Raw genomic sequence first — 16,223 nt, 5'->3', positions numbered from 1 at the left:
CCAGGGTGTCTTTGGTCCCCTGGAAAGCCCTATGGAATCACCACGCTGGCGGCGTAGGTCACGGTATCTTTGTAGGTTCCGGCGCTGCCGGTGCCGGCGGGGCTGTCCACCTTCAGGGTCAGGCGGGTCTGGGCAGCGTCGGGCTGGTAGTTGGTCTTGTCAAAGAGGATGGCCTCGCCGTCCCAGGCCACTGGGGTGCTCCCGTCAGCCTTTAAAACCGTGTAGGGAATGTACGCGCCGTCGGCGCGCTTGAGGCTGAAGCCTGCCGCGCCGCTGGGCTGGGCGTCCTTTATCGTCACGCGCACCTTATAATCCTGGGCCATGGCGTCTTGATCGACGTCCTTCAGGTAGAGGCTCCCGCCCTTCACATGCTCCTGCCAGGAGGCCCCATTTTTCATGTACTGCTCGCCGAACTCAACCGATTTTGGAATGACGAGGGTGTACTGCGTGAAGGTCTTGAAGGAGGCTGTCACCTCGGTCTGCGGCGTCGGCGTCGGGTCCGCGGCCAGAACGGGACGGGCTGCAAATAAGATGGCCAGAATCAGACCCAAAGCGGCGGTTTGCTTTTTTACTGTTTTCATTATTATCTCTCCTTTAAGGACGTATTTTTTTATCTTTCTGCCTTTTCTATGAATCGCTTATTGAACCACGAGCGTTGTCTCGACCGATGCGCCGTTCATGGGGGTTTTGTCCTCCAGGCTCTGGGTCGTGTAGCTGATAACAGCGGCGTAGGCCCCGGGCGCCGGGGTTTTGCAGAGCCGTGGGCGCTCAACGCCAAAGCCGGGCTCGATGTCCGGGGACTTATAGACGCTCTCGCCCGTATCCTTGAGGATGAGCTCGATCTGGAAGGTGCAGGGGTTGCCCTCTGGATTCTGGAACAGCACCTGCAGCTCGCCGGTGGTGCTGTCCGCCTCCAGGCTGGCATAGCCGGGAATCTGGATGCCGTCCGGGGCCGTCTCCCCTGCGGGCGTGGGTGTGAGCTTCACAATGCCCTGATCGGCCCCGGACGTCGGCGGGCTGGTCAGATACCAGACAATCACCCCGATGGCTGCTAACAGCAGCAGGGCCAGTGTAATGATCACCGTGTTTTTTATTTTTGAGCTTTCCATGATGCTTCTCCTTGTTGTTTTATTTAATTTGTCCGTCCTGCTCTGCTTCCTGGGCGATCCACACCTTGTAGATCATGGTGCCGCGGTAGCTGCCGGCCACCGCGTCCGCGAAGGCGTGGGGCACGAAGGTGACGCCCACAGGCGTGGGGTTCTCCAGCGCCAGGGGCGCTTCACTCTGCTTTGCGCCGCCCACCGCGTCGATGAAAGGGCCGGCCTCGACGGTGTTGCCGGCCTTCACGGCGCTGTCCAGCTGAATGCGCTGCGGCAGGCCCAGCCGCACCTGGCGGCCCGGCAGCAGGTGCGCCTCGGTCAGGCCCACATTTCCCACAGCGTAGTCCCGGCCGCCGACGCCGGGCGCGATGGTGATATCGCCGGGGATGAGCACCACATAGCCCTCGTCGAGGGTCATATCGATGGGCACCTGCCCCTCGGCCTCCAGGGTGGAGGAGTCTGGCCGGATCTCCTGGCCTGCGGCCAGGACTGGCGCGGCTGCGAGGAGCAGGCCCAGGACCAGCGTCAGGGCGATCATTTTCTGTTTCATGATTTTTTTCCTCCGCGCTTTGTTTGTCTCTCCCCTGTTTTTTCAGGGCGCAGGGCCGCGGCGGTTAAGGCTGCGGCAAGCGCTGCCGCGCCAGCCAGAAGAAAGCCGTACTGGACGCTCTGGCCGCCTCCGGTGGGCGGGTTGGGCACGGGCGCTTTTATTTTATCGGCGTCGATGAGCTCCTGGCTCACCTCGACGGTCAGGTCGCTGCCGTAGGTCTGGCTGCTCTCGGCGTAAACCGGCGCGCAAAGGGCCAGCAGCAGGACGAGCAGGATAAGAACTTTTTTCATTGGGATACCTCCACAACTTCAAATTTCAGGCTCAGGTCGCCGGCCCTGCCCGGGCTCGCATACGTGCCGGCCCGCAGGCCTCTGGCGGCGGGATCAAAGCTGGCGAACAGGCCGCAGCGGTCACCCTGGGCCAGCAGGGCGCTGTTGATTTTCTGCCCGTCCTTACTGACGCCGGGCCGCAGGCCGGCGGTGTAGCGCAGCCGGGCCGCGCCGGGATTGGACGGATCGGCGTACAGATAATACGCCTGGCTCGGAACGCTCACCTGCAGGGCCTTGTCCTCAGGCAGGGACACCTGGGCGGCGCAGACCTCGCCAAGAGCGTACTCGGCACTGCCGTCATAGCGCAGGCTGGCCTTATCCGGCACCACCACCACATAATCCAGCGGGGGCAGAAGGGTGATGGACACCGGGGTGTCACCGCCTGCGGTCTGGGCCGCGCAGGCGCCCGGGACAGCGGCCATGAGCAGCAAGGCTGCCGCGGCCGCGGACAATAGCTTTTTAAATTTCATAACGCCACTCCTTTTCTGGTACCCGGAGGCCCTGCCAAATGATTGACTTTTCCATGATACTTCTCCTTCGTAAAATAAAAAACAGAAAACCCGCCATGAGCTCTCTGTTTTTTCGGGGCCGCTTACCCCTACCCATATTATACAATCATTTAACCTTCAAAAGTGCAAAGGTTACCAATTTGTAACCTTCGCGCCGCTTTATTCGTCTTTTTGGAACCGGTAGCCTGTGCCGCGTCCTGAGGTGATGGTGTAGCCGCTGCCCCTCAGCTTGCCGCGCAGGCGGGATATGGCTGTCTTGACCGCGCCGGCGCTTCCGGCAGCGGGCAGCTTCCACACAGCCTCATACAGCTCGCCGGCTGGAACGCTCTGGCCCCCGCTGCGGATCAGAAACAGCAGCGTGGCGAACTCCCGGGGCTGGAGCAGCATGTCCTCCCCAAAGAGAAAGCCCCGCTGGGCCACGGTATCCAGCACCAGCGGCCCCCGCACCACCTCAGATGGCGGGTGCACCGACTCCCGCTTTAACAGCAGCGCCGCGATGCGGGCCAGCAGCTCATCGATGCGGTAGGGCTTGGTCATGTAATCGTCGGCTCCGCCAGTCAGCCCCCGCACCATATCGTCGTAGTCCCGGCAGCTGGTGAGCATGAGCACCGGAACCGGAGCGGTCTGCCGCAGCTCAGGTACAAAATCCAGGCCGTTGCCGTCAGGCAGTCGGATGTCCAAAACCGCCACGTCCACCCTGGGCTTTCTGGCCAGCAGCTGCCGGACAGCGGCCAGGCTGCGGGCGGTGAGCACGCTGTAGCCCCTGCGCTCCAAAACAGACTGGTTGAGGGCCAGCACATGCGCGTTGTCCTCGACCAGGAGCACGGTGGGTTGTTGTTTGTCCGTCATTTTATCCCTCCTCTTTGATGACCGGCACGGTAAAGCGCACGGTGGTTCCCCTGCCCGGCGCGCTCTCAATGCTGATTCCGCCGCCGTGGGCCTCTACGATCTGGGCAGCGATGAACAGGCCCAGGCCATGGCTGTCCGGCGCGCTGTCGCTCGTGTAGCGCCTGAAAAGCCCAGGCAGCCGCTCAGGCGCGATGCCCTCGCCGGTATCGGCCACAGCCACCTCAACCATATTGCCCATATCCCGGGCCGACAGGGTGATCTGCCCGTCCTGGGTGTGCTTTGCCGCGTTGGAGAGCAGGTTCAGCACCACCTGCAGCAGACGCTCCCGGTCGCCGTCCACAGGCGGCAGCGGCTTTGGTACCTGAAGCGACAGGGTGTTGCGGCCGTCGTCCAGCACGGGGAAATGGACCTCGGCGGCGTTCCCCAGCACCCCGGCCATATCCACAGCGGACCGGCTCAGGCTGAAGCTGCCGTTTTCCAGGGCCGCGGCGTCTAACATCTGACGCACCAGCCGCTCCATGCGTCCGGCCTCGCTGTCCACCCGGCGCATGTTATCCCGCACAGCGGCGCGGTCAACCGCAGGATCGTCCATCATCTCACCGGTCAGCTGGGCAAAGCCGGACACCACGGTCACAGGCACCTGGAGCTCGTGGGAGAGGTCGTGCAGAAAGGCTTCCTTCATGGCGGCTACCTCGCGTTCACGGGTGAGCTCAGCCTCTTTGCGGGCCTGCTCCCGCACATGGCCCAGACAGATTACCAGTATGGCGCAGGTCACAATGCTGCTGATGCCAAGCAGGGTGCGGATAACCACATAGCTCACGCTCTCGGCGTCCAGCATGCCCGGCGTGGCCACAGAGATAAGCATACAGGACAGCAGCGGCGGCGCCCAGATGATGTTCCACACGCGGGTATTGTCCACGTCCATCACAGGCTCCAGCACCCGGTGGAAAAAGTAGAAGATGAAAGGATAGGTGACGAGGTCAAAGAGAAGCGTTGCGAAAATCATGATTGGATAGCCGCCGCCGGTGCGCACCATGGCAAACTGGGCGATGCCGATGCCCACTGCCATAAAGGTATAACAGATCAGGTAGACAAAGAAATGCCTGACAAAGCGGTCCCGGATAAAAAAACAGGAGGAGGTGAAAAAAATGACAAAGGTAATGCTGCGGTAAAGGCCGACGGACCGCCCGGCCGTGTAGCCAAAAATCAAAAGCCCGGCCACCACGCCGGCCCAGACCGCCGCCACAAAGAGCCCCACCACCCATGCGGGCACGCGCAGCCTGTTGCGAAAGGGATAGTACCGCAGAAAGAGCGGCCCCCAAAAAGTCAGAAAACTGGCGAGTAATTCCATCCACATAGCCGCTCTCCTTTCCCTCTCTCCGTGATTTGGTATAAACTTATTATAAGTGTTTTCATCACTTATTTCAAGTAGCGGCGTTTAGCGATTGGCACCTGAACTTTCCCCCTTCAACGAAACAGTTCTCTCAACCTCCCGGGTGAGGTCGGCCACATACAGGGCCTGCTGCTTTTTCAGGTAAGCGCCCACAAAGGGCTTCATGAAAAACTTTTTGGGGGCGACCTCCTCGGTAAGCGATATTGCCAAACGTATTGCACGGTGCCGCGATCTGGTGTCCAGAAATGGCGGCACAGCGCCTGAAAAGCTCAAGGTCCTGTACCAGGCCTACCGCAGCCTCCAGACCTCAACTGACTTCGACCGCTACCTGCATCTGCCTCAAAATGCCTGTATCCATCAGAAATCTCTATCTGGCCTCTCGCCCATTGTGGCGGAGATCATCGACCAGAGCGTGTTGGAGGGAAGCTTTACCTGCCCCTGCCCCAGGAAACCGGTGAGATTATTCTGTCCGTATTCTGTTTTCTGCTCGGCCCCGGTATTTTTGACTGGACACCCGAGCAGCTTGATCACAGGCTCCGGACCACAGCGTCCCTGATTGAGGCCGGCCTCGGCGCCGAGCCGGGCAGCCTGGACTTTTTCTATACCCCATCCTGAAAACAGCGCACAGCGTTTTATTGTCTGTGCGCTGTTTTCTTTTTGTCAAATATTGCGGTTTGGCAAGAAAATCGCAAGGTTTTAACCATAGGATTTTATATCCGCTGTGCGTATACTGTTAGAGTGCTTACGGGCACAGCTTAAGAAATTAACGGAAGGAGATGAAACACCGTGGATAGTTGCAGTAACAGCGGACCCGACAAAACGATCAGAAAAGCAGGCCTGCGGGCAGGCGGCGTTCCCGCCGTATCCCCAGGCGGCAGACTGCCCTCCGGGTGTTGATACCTCTGCCTTTTTTCCATAATCTGTTTTCCATCGTTTATGTTTTCCACTTACTGTTGCATACCCAAACCCCAGGAAGCTTTCGGAAATGAAGGGATATGCGCTGAAGCGGCATAAGGCGGTGGTTTTTTTATGCCCTTTTTCAGCCTTTCCCAGAAACACAGAAGGAGTGTGGCACCAATGAACCTATACTGCATTATTTTCGGGCTGATCTTTCTGGCGGCCGGAGCCGCCTTTTTCGCCGGGCTGACCCCTGGCTGGCTCAACGTCTGGCAGAGAATGTCCGAACGTGAAAAAAGCAAAATACGCATTGACCGGCTCAGCCGGAACATCGGATGTGTGGTGGGCGCTGCCAGCGCTGTATTTCTGGCCGCTGGCTTTAACCCGGCGTTCCACCACACTGCGTTCATGTGGTGCATGATTGCCTGGTTTATCCTGACCAGCCTTGATATTGCTTTTATCAACCACTCAGGCTGGTACAAATCGGAGTAAGCAAGCCCTGCATTCACGCACCGCACCATTATTATCAGGAGGTATGGACCCATGAACAGGATTCAAAAAAACAACGGAGCTGTAAAAAAGAGAATTGACAGCGCTGCCCGCAGAGAACAGGCCAGCGCAGTCATCCATTTTGCGGCTGCCAGCAAAATCCCTGCGGTTTTAAAAAAATTCAATACCACGCTGGGGGGCCTGACGGAAAAGGATGTGACCGCCAGCCGCAGCGCCTATGGTAACAACAAGGTCACCCATGAAAAGAAGAAAACACTGCCGAGAAGGCTGGCGGAAGCCTTCATTAATCCCTTTACTGCCATTTTATTCTGCCTTGCCTTTGTGTCTGCGATCACCGACATTATTCTGCCGCTTATTCAGAATTCACCGGATGACTTCAGCCTAAAGACTGTCGTCATTATTCTGACCATGGTTCTGATCTCAGGAACCCTGCGCTTTTTTCAGGAATCCCGCTCCGGCAGCGCGGCCGAAAAGCTGCTGGGCATGATCACAACCACCTGCACCGTTGACCGCGAGGGCGGCGCCACCCAGGAGATCCCTCTGGACGAGGCCGTCGTCGGGGACATCATCCACCTTTCCGCCGGCGACATGATCCCCGCTGACGCGCGGATTATCCACGCCAAGGATCTGTTCGTCAGCCAGGCGGCCCTGACCGGCGAAAGCGAACCCACCGAAAAAACCCCACTTGCCTGCGACGGCACAGCCGGCACCGTCACCGACTATACGAACATTGTCTTTATGGGCAGCAATGTCATCAGCGGCAGCGCCACCGCAGTCATCATCTCTGTGGGTGATGACACGCTCTTTGGCTCCATGGCTTCCTCTGTAGCGGGGGAAGCTGTGGAAACAAGCTTTACCAAGGGCGTCAACGCCATCTCCTGGGTGCTTATCCGCTTTATGTTTGTCATGGTACCCGTGGTCTTTGTCATCAACGGGCTGACCAAGGGCGACTGGCTGGAGGCTTTCCTCTTCGGCATTTCCATCGCTGTCGGGCTGACCCCGGAAATGCTGCCCATGATCGTCACCACCTGCCTGGCCAAGGGCGCTGTGTCCATGTCCAAGAAAAAAACCATTGTCAAAAACCTGAACGCCATCCAGAACTTCGGGGCCATGGATATTCTCTGCACCGACAAGACCGGCACCCTGACCCAGGAACGCGTGGTGCTGGAGTATTCTCTGGACGTGATGGGCAATAAGGACAACCGGGTGCTCCGCCACGCCTACCTCAACAGCTATTTCCAGACAGGGTATAAAAACCTGATGGACCACGCCATTATCCGCAAGACCGAGGAGGAGGAAGCCTCTGACCCAAGGCTGACGGACCTGTCCGAAACCTACACCAAGGTGGATGAAATCCCTTTTGATTTCGCCCGCCGCCGCCTTTCCACTGTGGTCAGCGACAAAAACGGCAAGACCCAGATGGTCACCAAGGGGGCGGTGGAGGAAATGCTCTCGATCTGCGCCTTTGCGGAGTACAGGGGCAGGGTCGAGCCGCTGACCGACGAAATCCGGGAAAATATCCTGAAGACCGTCGACGCCTACAACAACGACGGCATGCGGGTCATCGCTGTCGCCCAGAAGACAAACCCGTCACCGGTGGGCACCTTTGGCGTGAAGGACGAGTGCGGCATGGTGCTCATGGGCTACCTTGCCTTTCTAGACCCGCCGAAAGAATCTGCCTTCGCGGCCATTAAGGCGCTGCGGGAATACGGTGTGACGACCAAGATTCTGACCGGGGACAACGAAAAGGTCACTCAGTTTATCTGCCGCCAGGTGGGCCTTAAGATCAACAACCTGCTCCTGGGCTCCGACATTGACAAAATGGATGATTTCACCCTGGCAAAGATGGCGGAGCGCACCGATGTGTTCGCCAAGCTCTCACCCGACCAGAAGGCCCGCATTGTCACAGTGCTGCGCGAAAAGGGCCATACGGTCGGCTTTATGGGTGACGGCATCAACGACGCGGCGGCTATGAAATCAGCCGACGTCGGTATCTCTGTGGACAGCGCGGTAGACATTGCCAAGGAATCCGCGGACATTATCCTCCTTGAAAAGGACCTGATGATCCTGGAGCAGGGCATCATCGAGGGGCGCAAAACCTACGCCAACATGAACAAGTACATCAAGATGACGGCCTCCTCAAACTTTGGAAATATGTTCTCGGTGCTGGCCGCCTCTGCCCTGCTGCCCTTTTTACCCATGCAGAGCGCGCAGCTGATCTTTTTAAACCTGATCTATGACCTGACCTGCACCGCCATCCCCTGGGACAACGTGGACGAGGACTTTCTGAAGCGGCCCCGCAACTGGGACGCCTCATCGGTGGGCAGCTTTATGCTCTGGCTCGGGCCCACAAGCTCCATCTTCGACTGGACCACCTATGCCGTCATGTACTTTGTGTTCTGCCCCATGTTCATATCCGGCGGCGTCCTGTACAATGACCTGGCATCCCACTTCTCCGGCGCCGAGCTGGCCCAGATGCAGATAAGCTATACGGCGCTGTTCCAGGCCGGCTGGTTTGTGGAATCCATGTGGAGCCAGACCATGGTCATCCATATGATCCGTACCGACAAGCTGCCCTTTATCCAGAGCCGGGCCTCCGCGGGCCTTACTTTGCTCACCTTTATCGGATGCGGGGTGGTTACAGCCCTGCCCTTTACCGCTTTTGGCGCGAGCCTGGGCTTCATGCCGCTGCCGTCCCTCTATTTTGCCTACCTGGCCCCATGCATTATCCTGTACATGTGCCTTGCCACCAGTGTGAAAAAAGCCTATGTACGGCATTTCGGGGACCTTCTCTAAAACGAAAGGAGTATGATGATGAACTTTAATATGCTTTGGATAAGCCTTTTTAACACCACGGAGCTGCTGGGCGTCAACCTCGGCTTTTGGGCCGCCATGCTGGTCTGCCTGCTGGCTGTGGTTGTAATGAACGCAGTGCTCTGGGGCCTTAAGCCCCAAAAACAGGCAGTGCAGTCTGCCGCGCAGGCCCGCGCCCACAGCCGGCCGCAGTAAGCCTGCGGCTTTCTGAAATAACAAACCGAAGGGGGTGTCACGATGAACATCTATGATTTTGTATTCCGCCTTGGCGTCGCGCTGCTGCTCGGCTTTATCATTGGACTGGAGCGCCAGTTCACCGGGCACCCTGCCGGCATCCGGACCAATATTCTTATCTGCCTGGGAACCTGCCTGTTTTTACAGCTTCCCATGGTGATCGAGCTTTACTCCGACATCGGCCGTATCGAGAGCTACATTATCTCGGGGGTCGGTTTTTTATGCAGCGGCGTCATCTTCAAGGAGGGCGGAAACGTCAAGGGGCTCAACACTGCCGCCACACTCTGGTGCACTGCGGCGGTGGGCTGCTTCTCGGCAACCGGCAGGATCCTTTTCGCCCTGGTGGCAGCACTGATCCTCATAGCGGCCAATATCCTCTCCCGCCCGGTGGCCAGGCGGATCTACCCGCTGGTCAATTTCTCTGAGACGGACAACCGTTACACTGTATCCGTTGTGTGCGACGAGCGGTATGAGGGCCGCCTGCGCAGCTACCTCATCAACGCGGTGCGGAACCGGAAAATGTACCTGGTGAGCCTGGACAGCAACGACCTGCCCGGCGGCCGCATCGAGATCATCGCAGAATACACCTGCTTTTACCGGAACCCCATCCCTGTCATAGAGCAGATCACCACGAGCTGCCTGAAAAATGAGGACAAGGTTTCCGCCAAGTGGGAGCAGGTTCAGTAGCCGGGCTTATGTCCGGCTTTTTTAATCGCAAGAAATCGCAAGAATTTTTACATGTAAGGTGTGCTACAATAGGAACCAGCAAAATGAAATTTTCAGGAAGAAGGTGTTCCCTTGAAAAAAACATCGCCCTTAAATGAACGGATCAAAAAATACGCCCACTCCGATGCCGCCGCCCTGTACCGGGACCTGGGCACCACCAAAAACGGGCTGCGGCTAGACCAGATCGGCGCCATGAAGGAAAAATACGGAGCCAACACCGGGGTTGCCGGAAAGGCCGAGGCCATGAGCGCCCGACTCCGCCGGGCTTTTGTCAACCCCTTTACGGTGATCCTGTTTGTGCTGGGCCTGGTCGCTCTGGCCACTGACCTCTGGTACAGCGGCAGCTCCCCCAGAAACACCGGCACAGTGGTCATCATCGCTGTGATGATCCTCATCAGCGGCACCGTGCGCCTGACCCAGGAGCTGCGTTCAAAGCGCGCCTATGACCGGCTCGACCGGCTGGTGCACACCCATGTGGATGTAAAACGGGACGGTGTGCGCCTCGCCCTCCCCGCCGAGGAACTGGTGGTGGGCGACCATGTCTTCCTGGCTGCCGGCGACCGCGTCCCGGCGGATATACGCCTCACCCATACCCAGGACCTCTTTGTCTCCCAGTCGGCCGTCACCGGCGAGAGCGGCATCCTGGAAAAGGACAGCCGGGTTTACAGCTGTCAGGAGGAGATGGCCTTCTCCCAATATCAAAATCTTGTCTTTATGGGCACCACCGTCATCAGCGGAAAGGGCGAGGGTACAGTGCTGGCTGTGGGGCGGGAGACCCTGTACGGCAGCTTTAAAGGGCCGGACGCGCTGTCCCCGGTCAGCTTTGAAAAGGGCGCCGCCTCCATCGCCTGGGTATTGTTCCGGTTTATGGCTGTGCTGGTGCCTATTGTCTTTGTGGCCGCGGGCATCACCAAGGGCAGCTGGGTGGAGGCTTTTCTCTTCGCCCTCTCAGTGGCTGTGGGACTCACGCCGGAAATGCTGCCCATGGTCATCACCTCCTGCCTGGCAAAGGGCAGCGTCGCCATGTCTAAAAAGCAGACCATTATCCGGGACATCAACGCCATGCAGGGCTTTGGCAGCATGGATATCCTGTGTATGGACAAAACCGGCACCCTGACCAATGCGGGTATCCTCCTGGAATATTACATGGATATCCTGGGTAATGAGAGCGAGGAAGTGCTCCGCTTCGCCTACCTCAACAGCCTGTACCACTCCGGCGTCAGGAACCCCATCGACGCCGCGATTCTGGAATGCCGGACCATGCCGGGAAAGGAGGACGCCTGCGCAGCCCTGGCCAGGCAGTACCAAAAGGTGGATGAGATTCCCTTTGACTATAACCGGAAGTACGCCAGCATTCTCCTGGCCGGCAGCGGCGGGCATACCCTGGTCATGAAGGGGGATGTGGAGGCAGTCTTTTCCCGCTGTACCTTTGTGGAATACCAGGGCGCTATCCGCCCCATTACCCGGGACGGCAGAGCCAGCCTGGACGCGGTGGTGGCCGAGATGCTGGAGGACGGCATGAAGGTGGTGGCTGTAGCCCGGAAGGCCCTGAACCGCCAGAGCCATGTCACCACAGACGACGAGCGGGACATGATCCTGATGGGCTATCTGGCGTTCTTTGACGCGCCCAAGCGCACCGCGGCCCAGTCCATTGCCGGGCTGAGAGCACTGCAGGTCCAGACCAAAATCCTGACCGGCGACCACCGGCAGATCGCCCGCTCGGTCTGCCAGCGGATCGGCGTCGACGCAGACAGCCTGCTCACCGGCACAGAGCTGGACACCCTGTCCGACCTGGAGCTGCGCCGCGCCGCGGAAAAAACCGCTGTCTTTGCCGAGCTGAGCCCGAGCCAGAAGGTGCGGATCGTGGAGGCTCTGCAGGAAAACGGCCACACCGTGGGCTTTCTGGGCGACGGCATGAACGATATTCCGGCAATCTGCCAGGCCGATGTTGGCATCTCGGTGGATACCGCCGTGGACGCGGCAAAGGACATGGCGGACGTCATCCTGCTGCAAAAGGATCTGAACGTCCTGGAGGCCGGCATTCTGGAGGGACGAAAGACCTTTACCAACATGACCAAATACATCAAAATCACTGCCAGCTCAAACTTTGGCAACATACTCTCCATTGTCTTCGCCAGCGCCTTCCTGCCCTTTCTGCCGATGGCGGCCATCCAGCTCCTGCTGCTGAACCTGCTCTACGACACCCTGTGCATTGTGCTCCCCTGGGACCGCGTGGACAGCGGGGCCTGTGCCTCCCCCAGGGACTGGTCGGGAAAAACCCTGGGGCGGTTCATGGGTTTTTTCGGGCCCATCAGCTCACTGTTCGACGGGATCACCTTTCTGTTTCTGTACTTTGTGCTGTGCCCCTCCCTTACCGGCGGCCTGCTCTATACCCAGCTCACCGACCCGGCCCTGCAGCTCCAGTATATGGCGGTATTCCAGACCGGGTGGTTTTTAGAATCCATGTGGACTCAGGTGCTCATCCTGCATATGCTGCGCACCGAAAAAATTCCGTTTCTGCAGAGCCGTCCCTCGACGCCGGTCATGCTCATCACCGTTGCCGGTATCCTGCTGTTCACCGGGCTTTCCTTTACCCCGCTGTTCAGCGTGCTGGGGCTGACCATACTCCCGCCGCGCTACTTTGGCTTTCTGCTGGCTGTCGTGGCGGTCTACATGCTGCTGACCACTGTGCTGAAACGGCTCTACACCACGAAATACGGCGAACTGATCTAGAAAGGAGGAACCCAGATGAAAAAAAACGCAAGCTTTATCATGATGGATTCCGCCCTTGCCCAGTCTTTGTACCAGGCCCTGGAGACCCTGCCGGTCCAGTCTGCCTACGCCGAGGAGCTGCGCCAGGGCCTGCGTGACCTCCTCGACGGTGATGCGGCGACCCTTGTGCTGGGCCTGGCCGGCCACAGCGAGAGCCTGGCCGGCCTCATGGACGACGGCATCTACGCCGGCGCCCTTGAGATCCACCCCAAAAGCCGACGGGTGCTCTACGACGGAAAAGAGATTGGCCTGACCCCCAAGGAGTTTGATATCCTGCACTTTCTGGCTAAAAACAAAGGCGAGGTCTTTACCAAGGAACAGATCTACCAGGCGGTGTGGGCCGAGGACTACCTCATGGCCGACAGCAACATCATGGCTTTTATCCGCAAGCTCCGGAAAAAGATTGAGCCCAACCCCGACGCGCCAGAGTTTATCCTGACCATCTGGGGCATTGGCTATAAGTTTACAGACCCGCGCTCCTGAAAGCAGGACGCGCAAAAAAACAGCGCGCGGATAGTTTCTTCCACACGCTGTTTTTTGCGCTTATTTTTCTTTCATCAGCTCTTTTTCCAGGTCGGCCGCGTACAGGGCCTGCTGTTTTTTCAGGTAAGCGCCCACAAAGGGCTTCATGAAAAACTTTTTGAGGGCGACCTCCTCGGTAAAGGTGAGGACCGCCTGGCCGTCTTCCTCACTGAACACACCTGTCCACCGCCCCTTCATGTTGGTGTTTTCCATCTCAAAGGCATAGCGCCTGCAGGGCTCGAGGGCAGTGATGGTAAAGGCTGTGGGGTAACCGCCCTTGGTGTACTCCACAAAACGCCGGCTGTCCAAAATCTCGATTCTGCTCAGGTCGCTGCGCCACGCGCTGTTCTCATTGTCCACCACTGTATTCCAAAGTGTATCGATGCCGCAGGAAAAGCGGACTTTTTTTGTTGCAACTGCCATTTTTTATCTCCCTTCTGTTCACCGCTGCCGGTTCAGCAGCTTTTTGAGCGCACCCTCGTTAAGGAGGTGCACGGTCTCAAACTGTCCCTTATAAAAGACCGCCCAGTTGTTAAAAATACCGGGCACAGCCTTGGCTTTCTCCAGAGAATCCACTGCCTCCAGCCTGAGGGGCACGCTGTTATCCGCACAGAAGGCCTTGATCTGCTCAAGGCAGTTTGGAATATAGGGGCACTGCATGCCGTAGTAAACAGTGAGCGCATCGCTGTCAGCGGCCTGACGCTGGGCGCTCTCCGAAAAGCAGGGCAGGGCGCCGTCAAAGGACAGGGCCAGCAGCTCGTACTCGCCGATGCTGTCTGCCACCTCAAAGCCCTGGTGCGCCAGGAACTTTTTATCAGACAGGAAGGGCTTTTTCTTTTTGGCGCTGATCACACACACGCCCGACCGGCCCTGGTCTCTGGCGTCCTGAACGCAGTAGTCCAGAAGCGCTTTGCCGTGGCCCTTCCCCTTAAAGGAGCCCGACACCCACAGGCAGTAGATGTAGAGATAGTTCTCCCCCTGCACCGGCGCCCAGGCGGTTTCCAGCGGCGCGTACTCGATAAAAACCTTTCCCTTGGCGTCAAGCTTCCTGAAAACATGGCCCTCGGCCAGCCGGTCCCGCAGCCACTGCTTTTTCACCCCCACACCGCACTGGTGCTTCTTGTCGGATATGGCGCAGCACAAATGCTCGCTGTCCAGATTCCCAGCCGTCAGATTAATATACGCTTCACTCATTGCTTTCCTCCCTCTGCCGCCTTTTGGCTCTTTGTACCATTATACCAAAAAAACCTGACAATGTCTGTCAGGTTTGAGCGTGTCAGAAAATTTTATCATGAGAAGTTAAAGCGTTAAAAAGAGGGTTTTTTAAGTGGAAAGTTGAAAGTGGATAGTGGAAAGTTCAGGTGCAAATTCGCTTTGGCGTCAGCCAAAGGGGTCATGAACCTTCAACCTTCAACTTTCCACCTTCCACCTGAAATTGCCTTTCGCTTTAACTTTGCCGGAGACTTTCAACTTTGTCTACAGTCCGTCCGCCTCGCCGATAAAAATCCGCAGGGCGTTAAGCACCTCGAACTCGCGCTCGCCAAAGCCGTAGCCCACCTTATCCACGCGCATGGCGGGAAAACCGCCTGCGGGGCTGGCCAGCTCTGCCAGAATGGCGGCGCCAGTCGGTGTTACAGCCTCGCCCTCAGCGCAGCGGGCGTAGAGCTCAAGGCCTGTGCCGGCCAAAATCTCGGCTGTGGCCGGCGCCGGAACTGGCAGCACGCCGTGGGCGCATTCCACAATGCCCTGCCCTGTATTGACCGCGGAGGCCAGAAATTTATCCGCTGCCACGGCGTGGGCGCAGATGGCCGCGCCCACAATATCCACGATGGAGTCCACTGCCCCCACCTCATGAAAGTGAACCTTTTCGGGCGGCAGGCCATGCACCTTTCCCTCGGCCTGTGCCACCCGTCCAAAGATGGCCAGGGCCGTTTCCTTGACCGGCGCGTCCAGGCCGCTGTTCCCAATCATCTCACGGATCTCAGCGAAATGGCGGTGGCTGTGCTCCTCCCGGTCAGCGGCCACCCGGCAGCTGGTGCCCGTGATGCCCCGCTTTTTCGTCTTTTCAATCTCAAGGTGAAAGCCGGGCAGGCCCAGCTTTTCAAGCTCCTGCCGCAGAGTCTCAGCGCTCACGCCGCAGTCCAGAAAGGCCCCCAGTGTCATGTCGCCGCTGATGCCCGCAAAGCAGTCAAAATACACGATTTTCATCCGTTCCTCCTAAAGCTGGTTGATTTTCGAGGCCATGCAGGCCGCCCCAAAGCCGTTGTCAATGTTGACCACGCCAATGCCGCTGGCGCAGGAGGTCAGCATGCCCAAAAGGGCCGAAATGCCGCCAAAGTTGGCCCCATAGCCGATGCTGGTGGGCACGGCGATCACCGGCTTGTCCGTGAGGCCGCCCACCACTGAGGCCAGCGCGCCCTCCATGCCGGCCACCACAATGATGACCCGGGCCCTGTTGATGACCTCCACATTGTCGAGCAGCCTGTGGATACCCGCCACGCCCACATCGTACAAGCGGCGCACGGCGTTACCCATGACCATGGCGGTCACAGCCGCCTCCTCGGCCACCGGGATGTCCGAGGTGCCTGCTGTCACGACCGCAATATAATCCTCTGACACCGGGTATTCCTGCCGCTTGACCACCACCGACCGGGCGTCTTTATAGTAAATGGCGTCCCCGGTCAGCTCCCGGATGGCCGCGTAGACCTGCTCGTCGGCCCGGGAGGCCAGGATATTGCCCTTTGTGCGCTCCAGCATATCGGCCACAATGCCCTGGATCTGCTCCAGGCTTTTTCCCGGGCTGTAGATCACCTCGGGAAAGCCGTTTCTCAGCTCCCGGTGATAGTCCACCTTGGCGTACTCCAGATCCTTATAGGGCATTTCCTGGATCTGCTCCAGGGCGTCGCCCACCTCCAGAGCGCCGGAGCGCACCGCGGTTAACAATTGTTCTATTTCTTTTTTTGTCATCTTCCTGCTCCCCTTTTCTTAATCCGGCAGACAGCAACGCCCGCGGATCCA

The 16,223-nt window shown here is 58.5% G+C and carries 18 protein-coding genes; 7 read left to right on the top strand and 11 right to left on the bottom strand.

Features of this window, described 5'->3' with window-relative positions; genetic code table 11:
* Positions 1–29: 29 nt before the first annotated feature.
* The 7 genes from DW091_RS06905 to DW091_RS06875 form a co-directional block, all read right to left on the bottom strand.
* Complete coding sequence (locus tag DW091_RS06905) at positions 30–581, bottom strand: hypothetical protein (protein ID WP_118517757.1); 552 nt, start codon at positions 579–581, stop codon at positions 30–32.
* A gap of 57 nt (positions 582–638) precedes the next feature.
* A complete protein-coding gene (locus tag DW091_RS06900) occupies positions 639–1,109 on the bottom strand; it encodes a hypothetical protein (protein WP_118517756.1) in 471 nt (156 codons plus the stop codon).
* 19 nt (positions 1,110–1,128) lie between these two features.
* Complete coding sequence (locus DW091_RS06895; RefSeq protein ID WP_118517755.1) at positions 1,129–1,650, bottom strand: hypothetical protein; 522 nt, start codon at positions 1,648–1,650, stop codon at positions 1,129–1,131.
* Positions 1,647–1,940, bottom strand: coding sequence for a hypothetical protein (locus DW091_RS06890; RefSeq protein WP_118517754.1), 294 nt, complete (start codon positions 1,938–1,940; stop codon positions 1,647–1,649). The genes DW091_RS06895 and DW091_RS06890 overlap by 4 nt, the downstream gene beginning before the upstream one ends.
* A complete protein-coding gene (locus tag DW091_RS06885; protein WP_118517753.1) occupies positions 1,937–2,449 on the bottom strand; it encodes a hypothetical protein in 513 nt (170 codons plus the stop codon). Before DW091_RS06885 ends, DW091_RS06890 begins: the two co-directional genes overlap by 4 nt.
* 198 nt (positions 2,450–2,647) lie before the next feature.
* Entirely contained in the window at positions 2,648–3,337 is a 690-nt protein-coding gene (locus DW091_RS06880) for a response regulator transcription factor (protein ID WP_118517752.1), read from the bottom strand.
* A 1-nt stretch (position 3,338) separates the two neighbouring features.
* The gene (locus DW091_RS06875; RefSeq protein WP_118517751.1) at positions 3,339–4,694 is read right to left on the bottom strand and encodes a HAMP domain-containing sensor histidine kinase; all 1,356 of its coding nucleotides are present in this window, start codon (positions 4,692–4,694) and stop codon (positions 3,339–3,341) included.
* A 199-nt stretch (positions 4,695–4,893) separates the two neighbouring features.
* Between DW091_RS06875 and DW091_RS06870 the strand changes: the two genes are divergently transcribed.
* The 7 genes from DW091_RS06870 to DW091_RS06840 all read left to right on the top strand — a co-directional run bounded on the left by DW091_RS06870 (position 4,894) and on the right by DW091_RS06840 (position 13,166).
* The gene (locus DW091_RS06870; RefSeq protein WP_118517750.1) at positions 4,894–5,286 is read left to right on the top strand and encodes a hypothetical protein; all 393 of its coding nucleotides are present in this window, start codon (positions 4,894–4,896) and stop codon (positions 5,284–5,286) included.
* 521 nt (positions 5,287–5,807) lie between these two features.
* Positions 5,808–6,119, top strand: coding sequence for a DUF3784 domain-containing protein (locus DW091_RS06865; protein WP_058695093.1), 312 nt, complete (start codon positions 5,808–5,810; stop codon positions 6,117–6,119).
* A gap of 51 nt (positions 6,120–6,170) precedes the next feature.
* Positions 6,171–8,933: a magnesium-translocating P-type ATPase gene (gene mgtA / locus DW091_RS06860; RefSeq protein ID WP_118517749.1), complete on the top strand. Its 2,763-nt coding sequence runs from the start codon at positions 6,171–6,173 to the stop codon at positions 8,931–8,933.
* Positions 8,934–8,945: 12 nt separating this feature from the next.
* The gene (locus tag DW091_RS06855) at positions 8,946–9,146 is read left to right on the top strand and encodes a conjugal transfer protein (protein ID WP_347561010.1); all 201 of its coding nucleotides are present in this window, start codon (positions 8,946–8,948) and stop codon (positions 9,144–9,146) included.
* A gap of 42 nt (positions 9,147–9,188) precedes the next feature.
* Positions 9,189–9,872 carry an MgtC/SapB family protein gene (locus DW091_RS06850; RefSeq protein WP_038353611.1) on the top strand — a complete coding sequence of 228 codons (684 nt, stop codon included), beginning with the start codon at positions 9,189–9,191 and terminating at the stop codon, positions 9,870–9,872.
* A gap of 111 nt (positions 9,873–9,983) precedes the next feature.
* On the top strand, positions 9,984–12,644 hold the full coding sequence (gene mgtA, locus DW091_RS06845) for a magnesium-translocating P-type ATPase (protein ID WP_118517747.1): 2,661 nt from the start codon (positions 9,984–9,986) through the stop codon (positions 12,642–12,644).
* Between the two features lie 15 nt (positions 12,645–12,659).
* Positions 12,660–13,166, top strand: a complete 507-nt coding sequence (locus DW091_RS06840; RefSeq protein ID WP_074616208.1) for a winged helix-turn-helix domain-containing protein — start codon at positions 12,660–12,662, stop codon at positions 13,164–13,166.
* A gap of 60 nt (positions 13,167–13,226) precedes the next feature.
* Here DW091_RS06840 and DW091_RS06835 read toward each other — a convergent pair whose 3' ends face one another.
* The 4 genes from DW091_RS06835 to larB form a co-directional block, all read right to left on the bottom strand.
* Positions 13,227–13,628 (bottom strand): SRPBCC family protein, encoded by a 402-nt coding sequence (locus tag DW091_RS06835; RefSeq protein ID WP_118517746.1) that lies wholly within the window; start codon positions 13,626–13,628, stop codon positions 13,227–13,229.
* An 18-nt stretch (positions 13,629–13,646) separates the two neighbouring features.
* On the bottom strand, positions 13,647–14,399 hold the full coding sequence (locus tag DW091_RS06830; protein WP_096919344.1) for an N-acetyltransferase: 753 nt from the start codon (positions 14,397–14,399) through the stop codon (positions 13,647–13,649).
* A gap of 282 nt (positions 14,400–14,681) precedes the next feature.
* Complete coding sequence (gene larC, locus DW091_RS06825) at positions 14,682–15,413, bottom strand: nickel pincer cofactor biosynthesis protein LarC (RefSeq protein WP_118517745.1); 732 nt, start codon at positions 15,411–15,413, stop codon at positions 14,682–14,684.
* Positions 15,414–15,422: 9 nt separating this feature from the next.
* The gene (larB, locus tag DW091_RS06820; protein WP_118517744.1) at positions 15,423–16,172 is read right to left on the bottom strand and encodes a nickel pincer cofactor biosynthesis protein LarB; all 750 of its coding nucleotides are present in this window, start codon (positions 16,170–16,172) and stop codon (positions 15,423–15,425) included.
* Between the last annotated feature and the right edge of the window lie 51 nt (positions 16,173–16,223).

The sequence above is a fragment of the Eubacterium sp. AM05-23 genome (genome assembly GCF_003477535.1).
GTDB lineage: Bacteria > Bacillota > Clostridia > Eubacteriales > Eubacteriaceae > Eubacterium > Eubacterium maltosivorans.
Note: the sequence above shows the minus strand (reverse complement) of the source record. Positions and strands in the feature narration are given on the sequence as shown.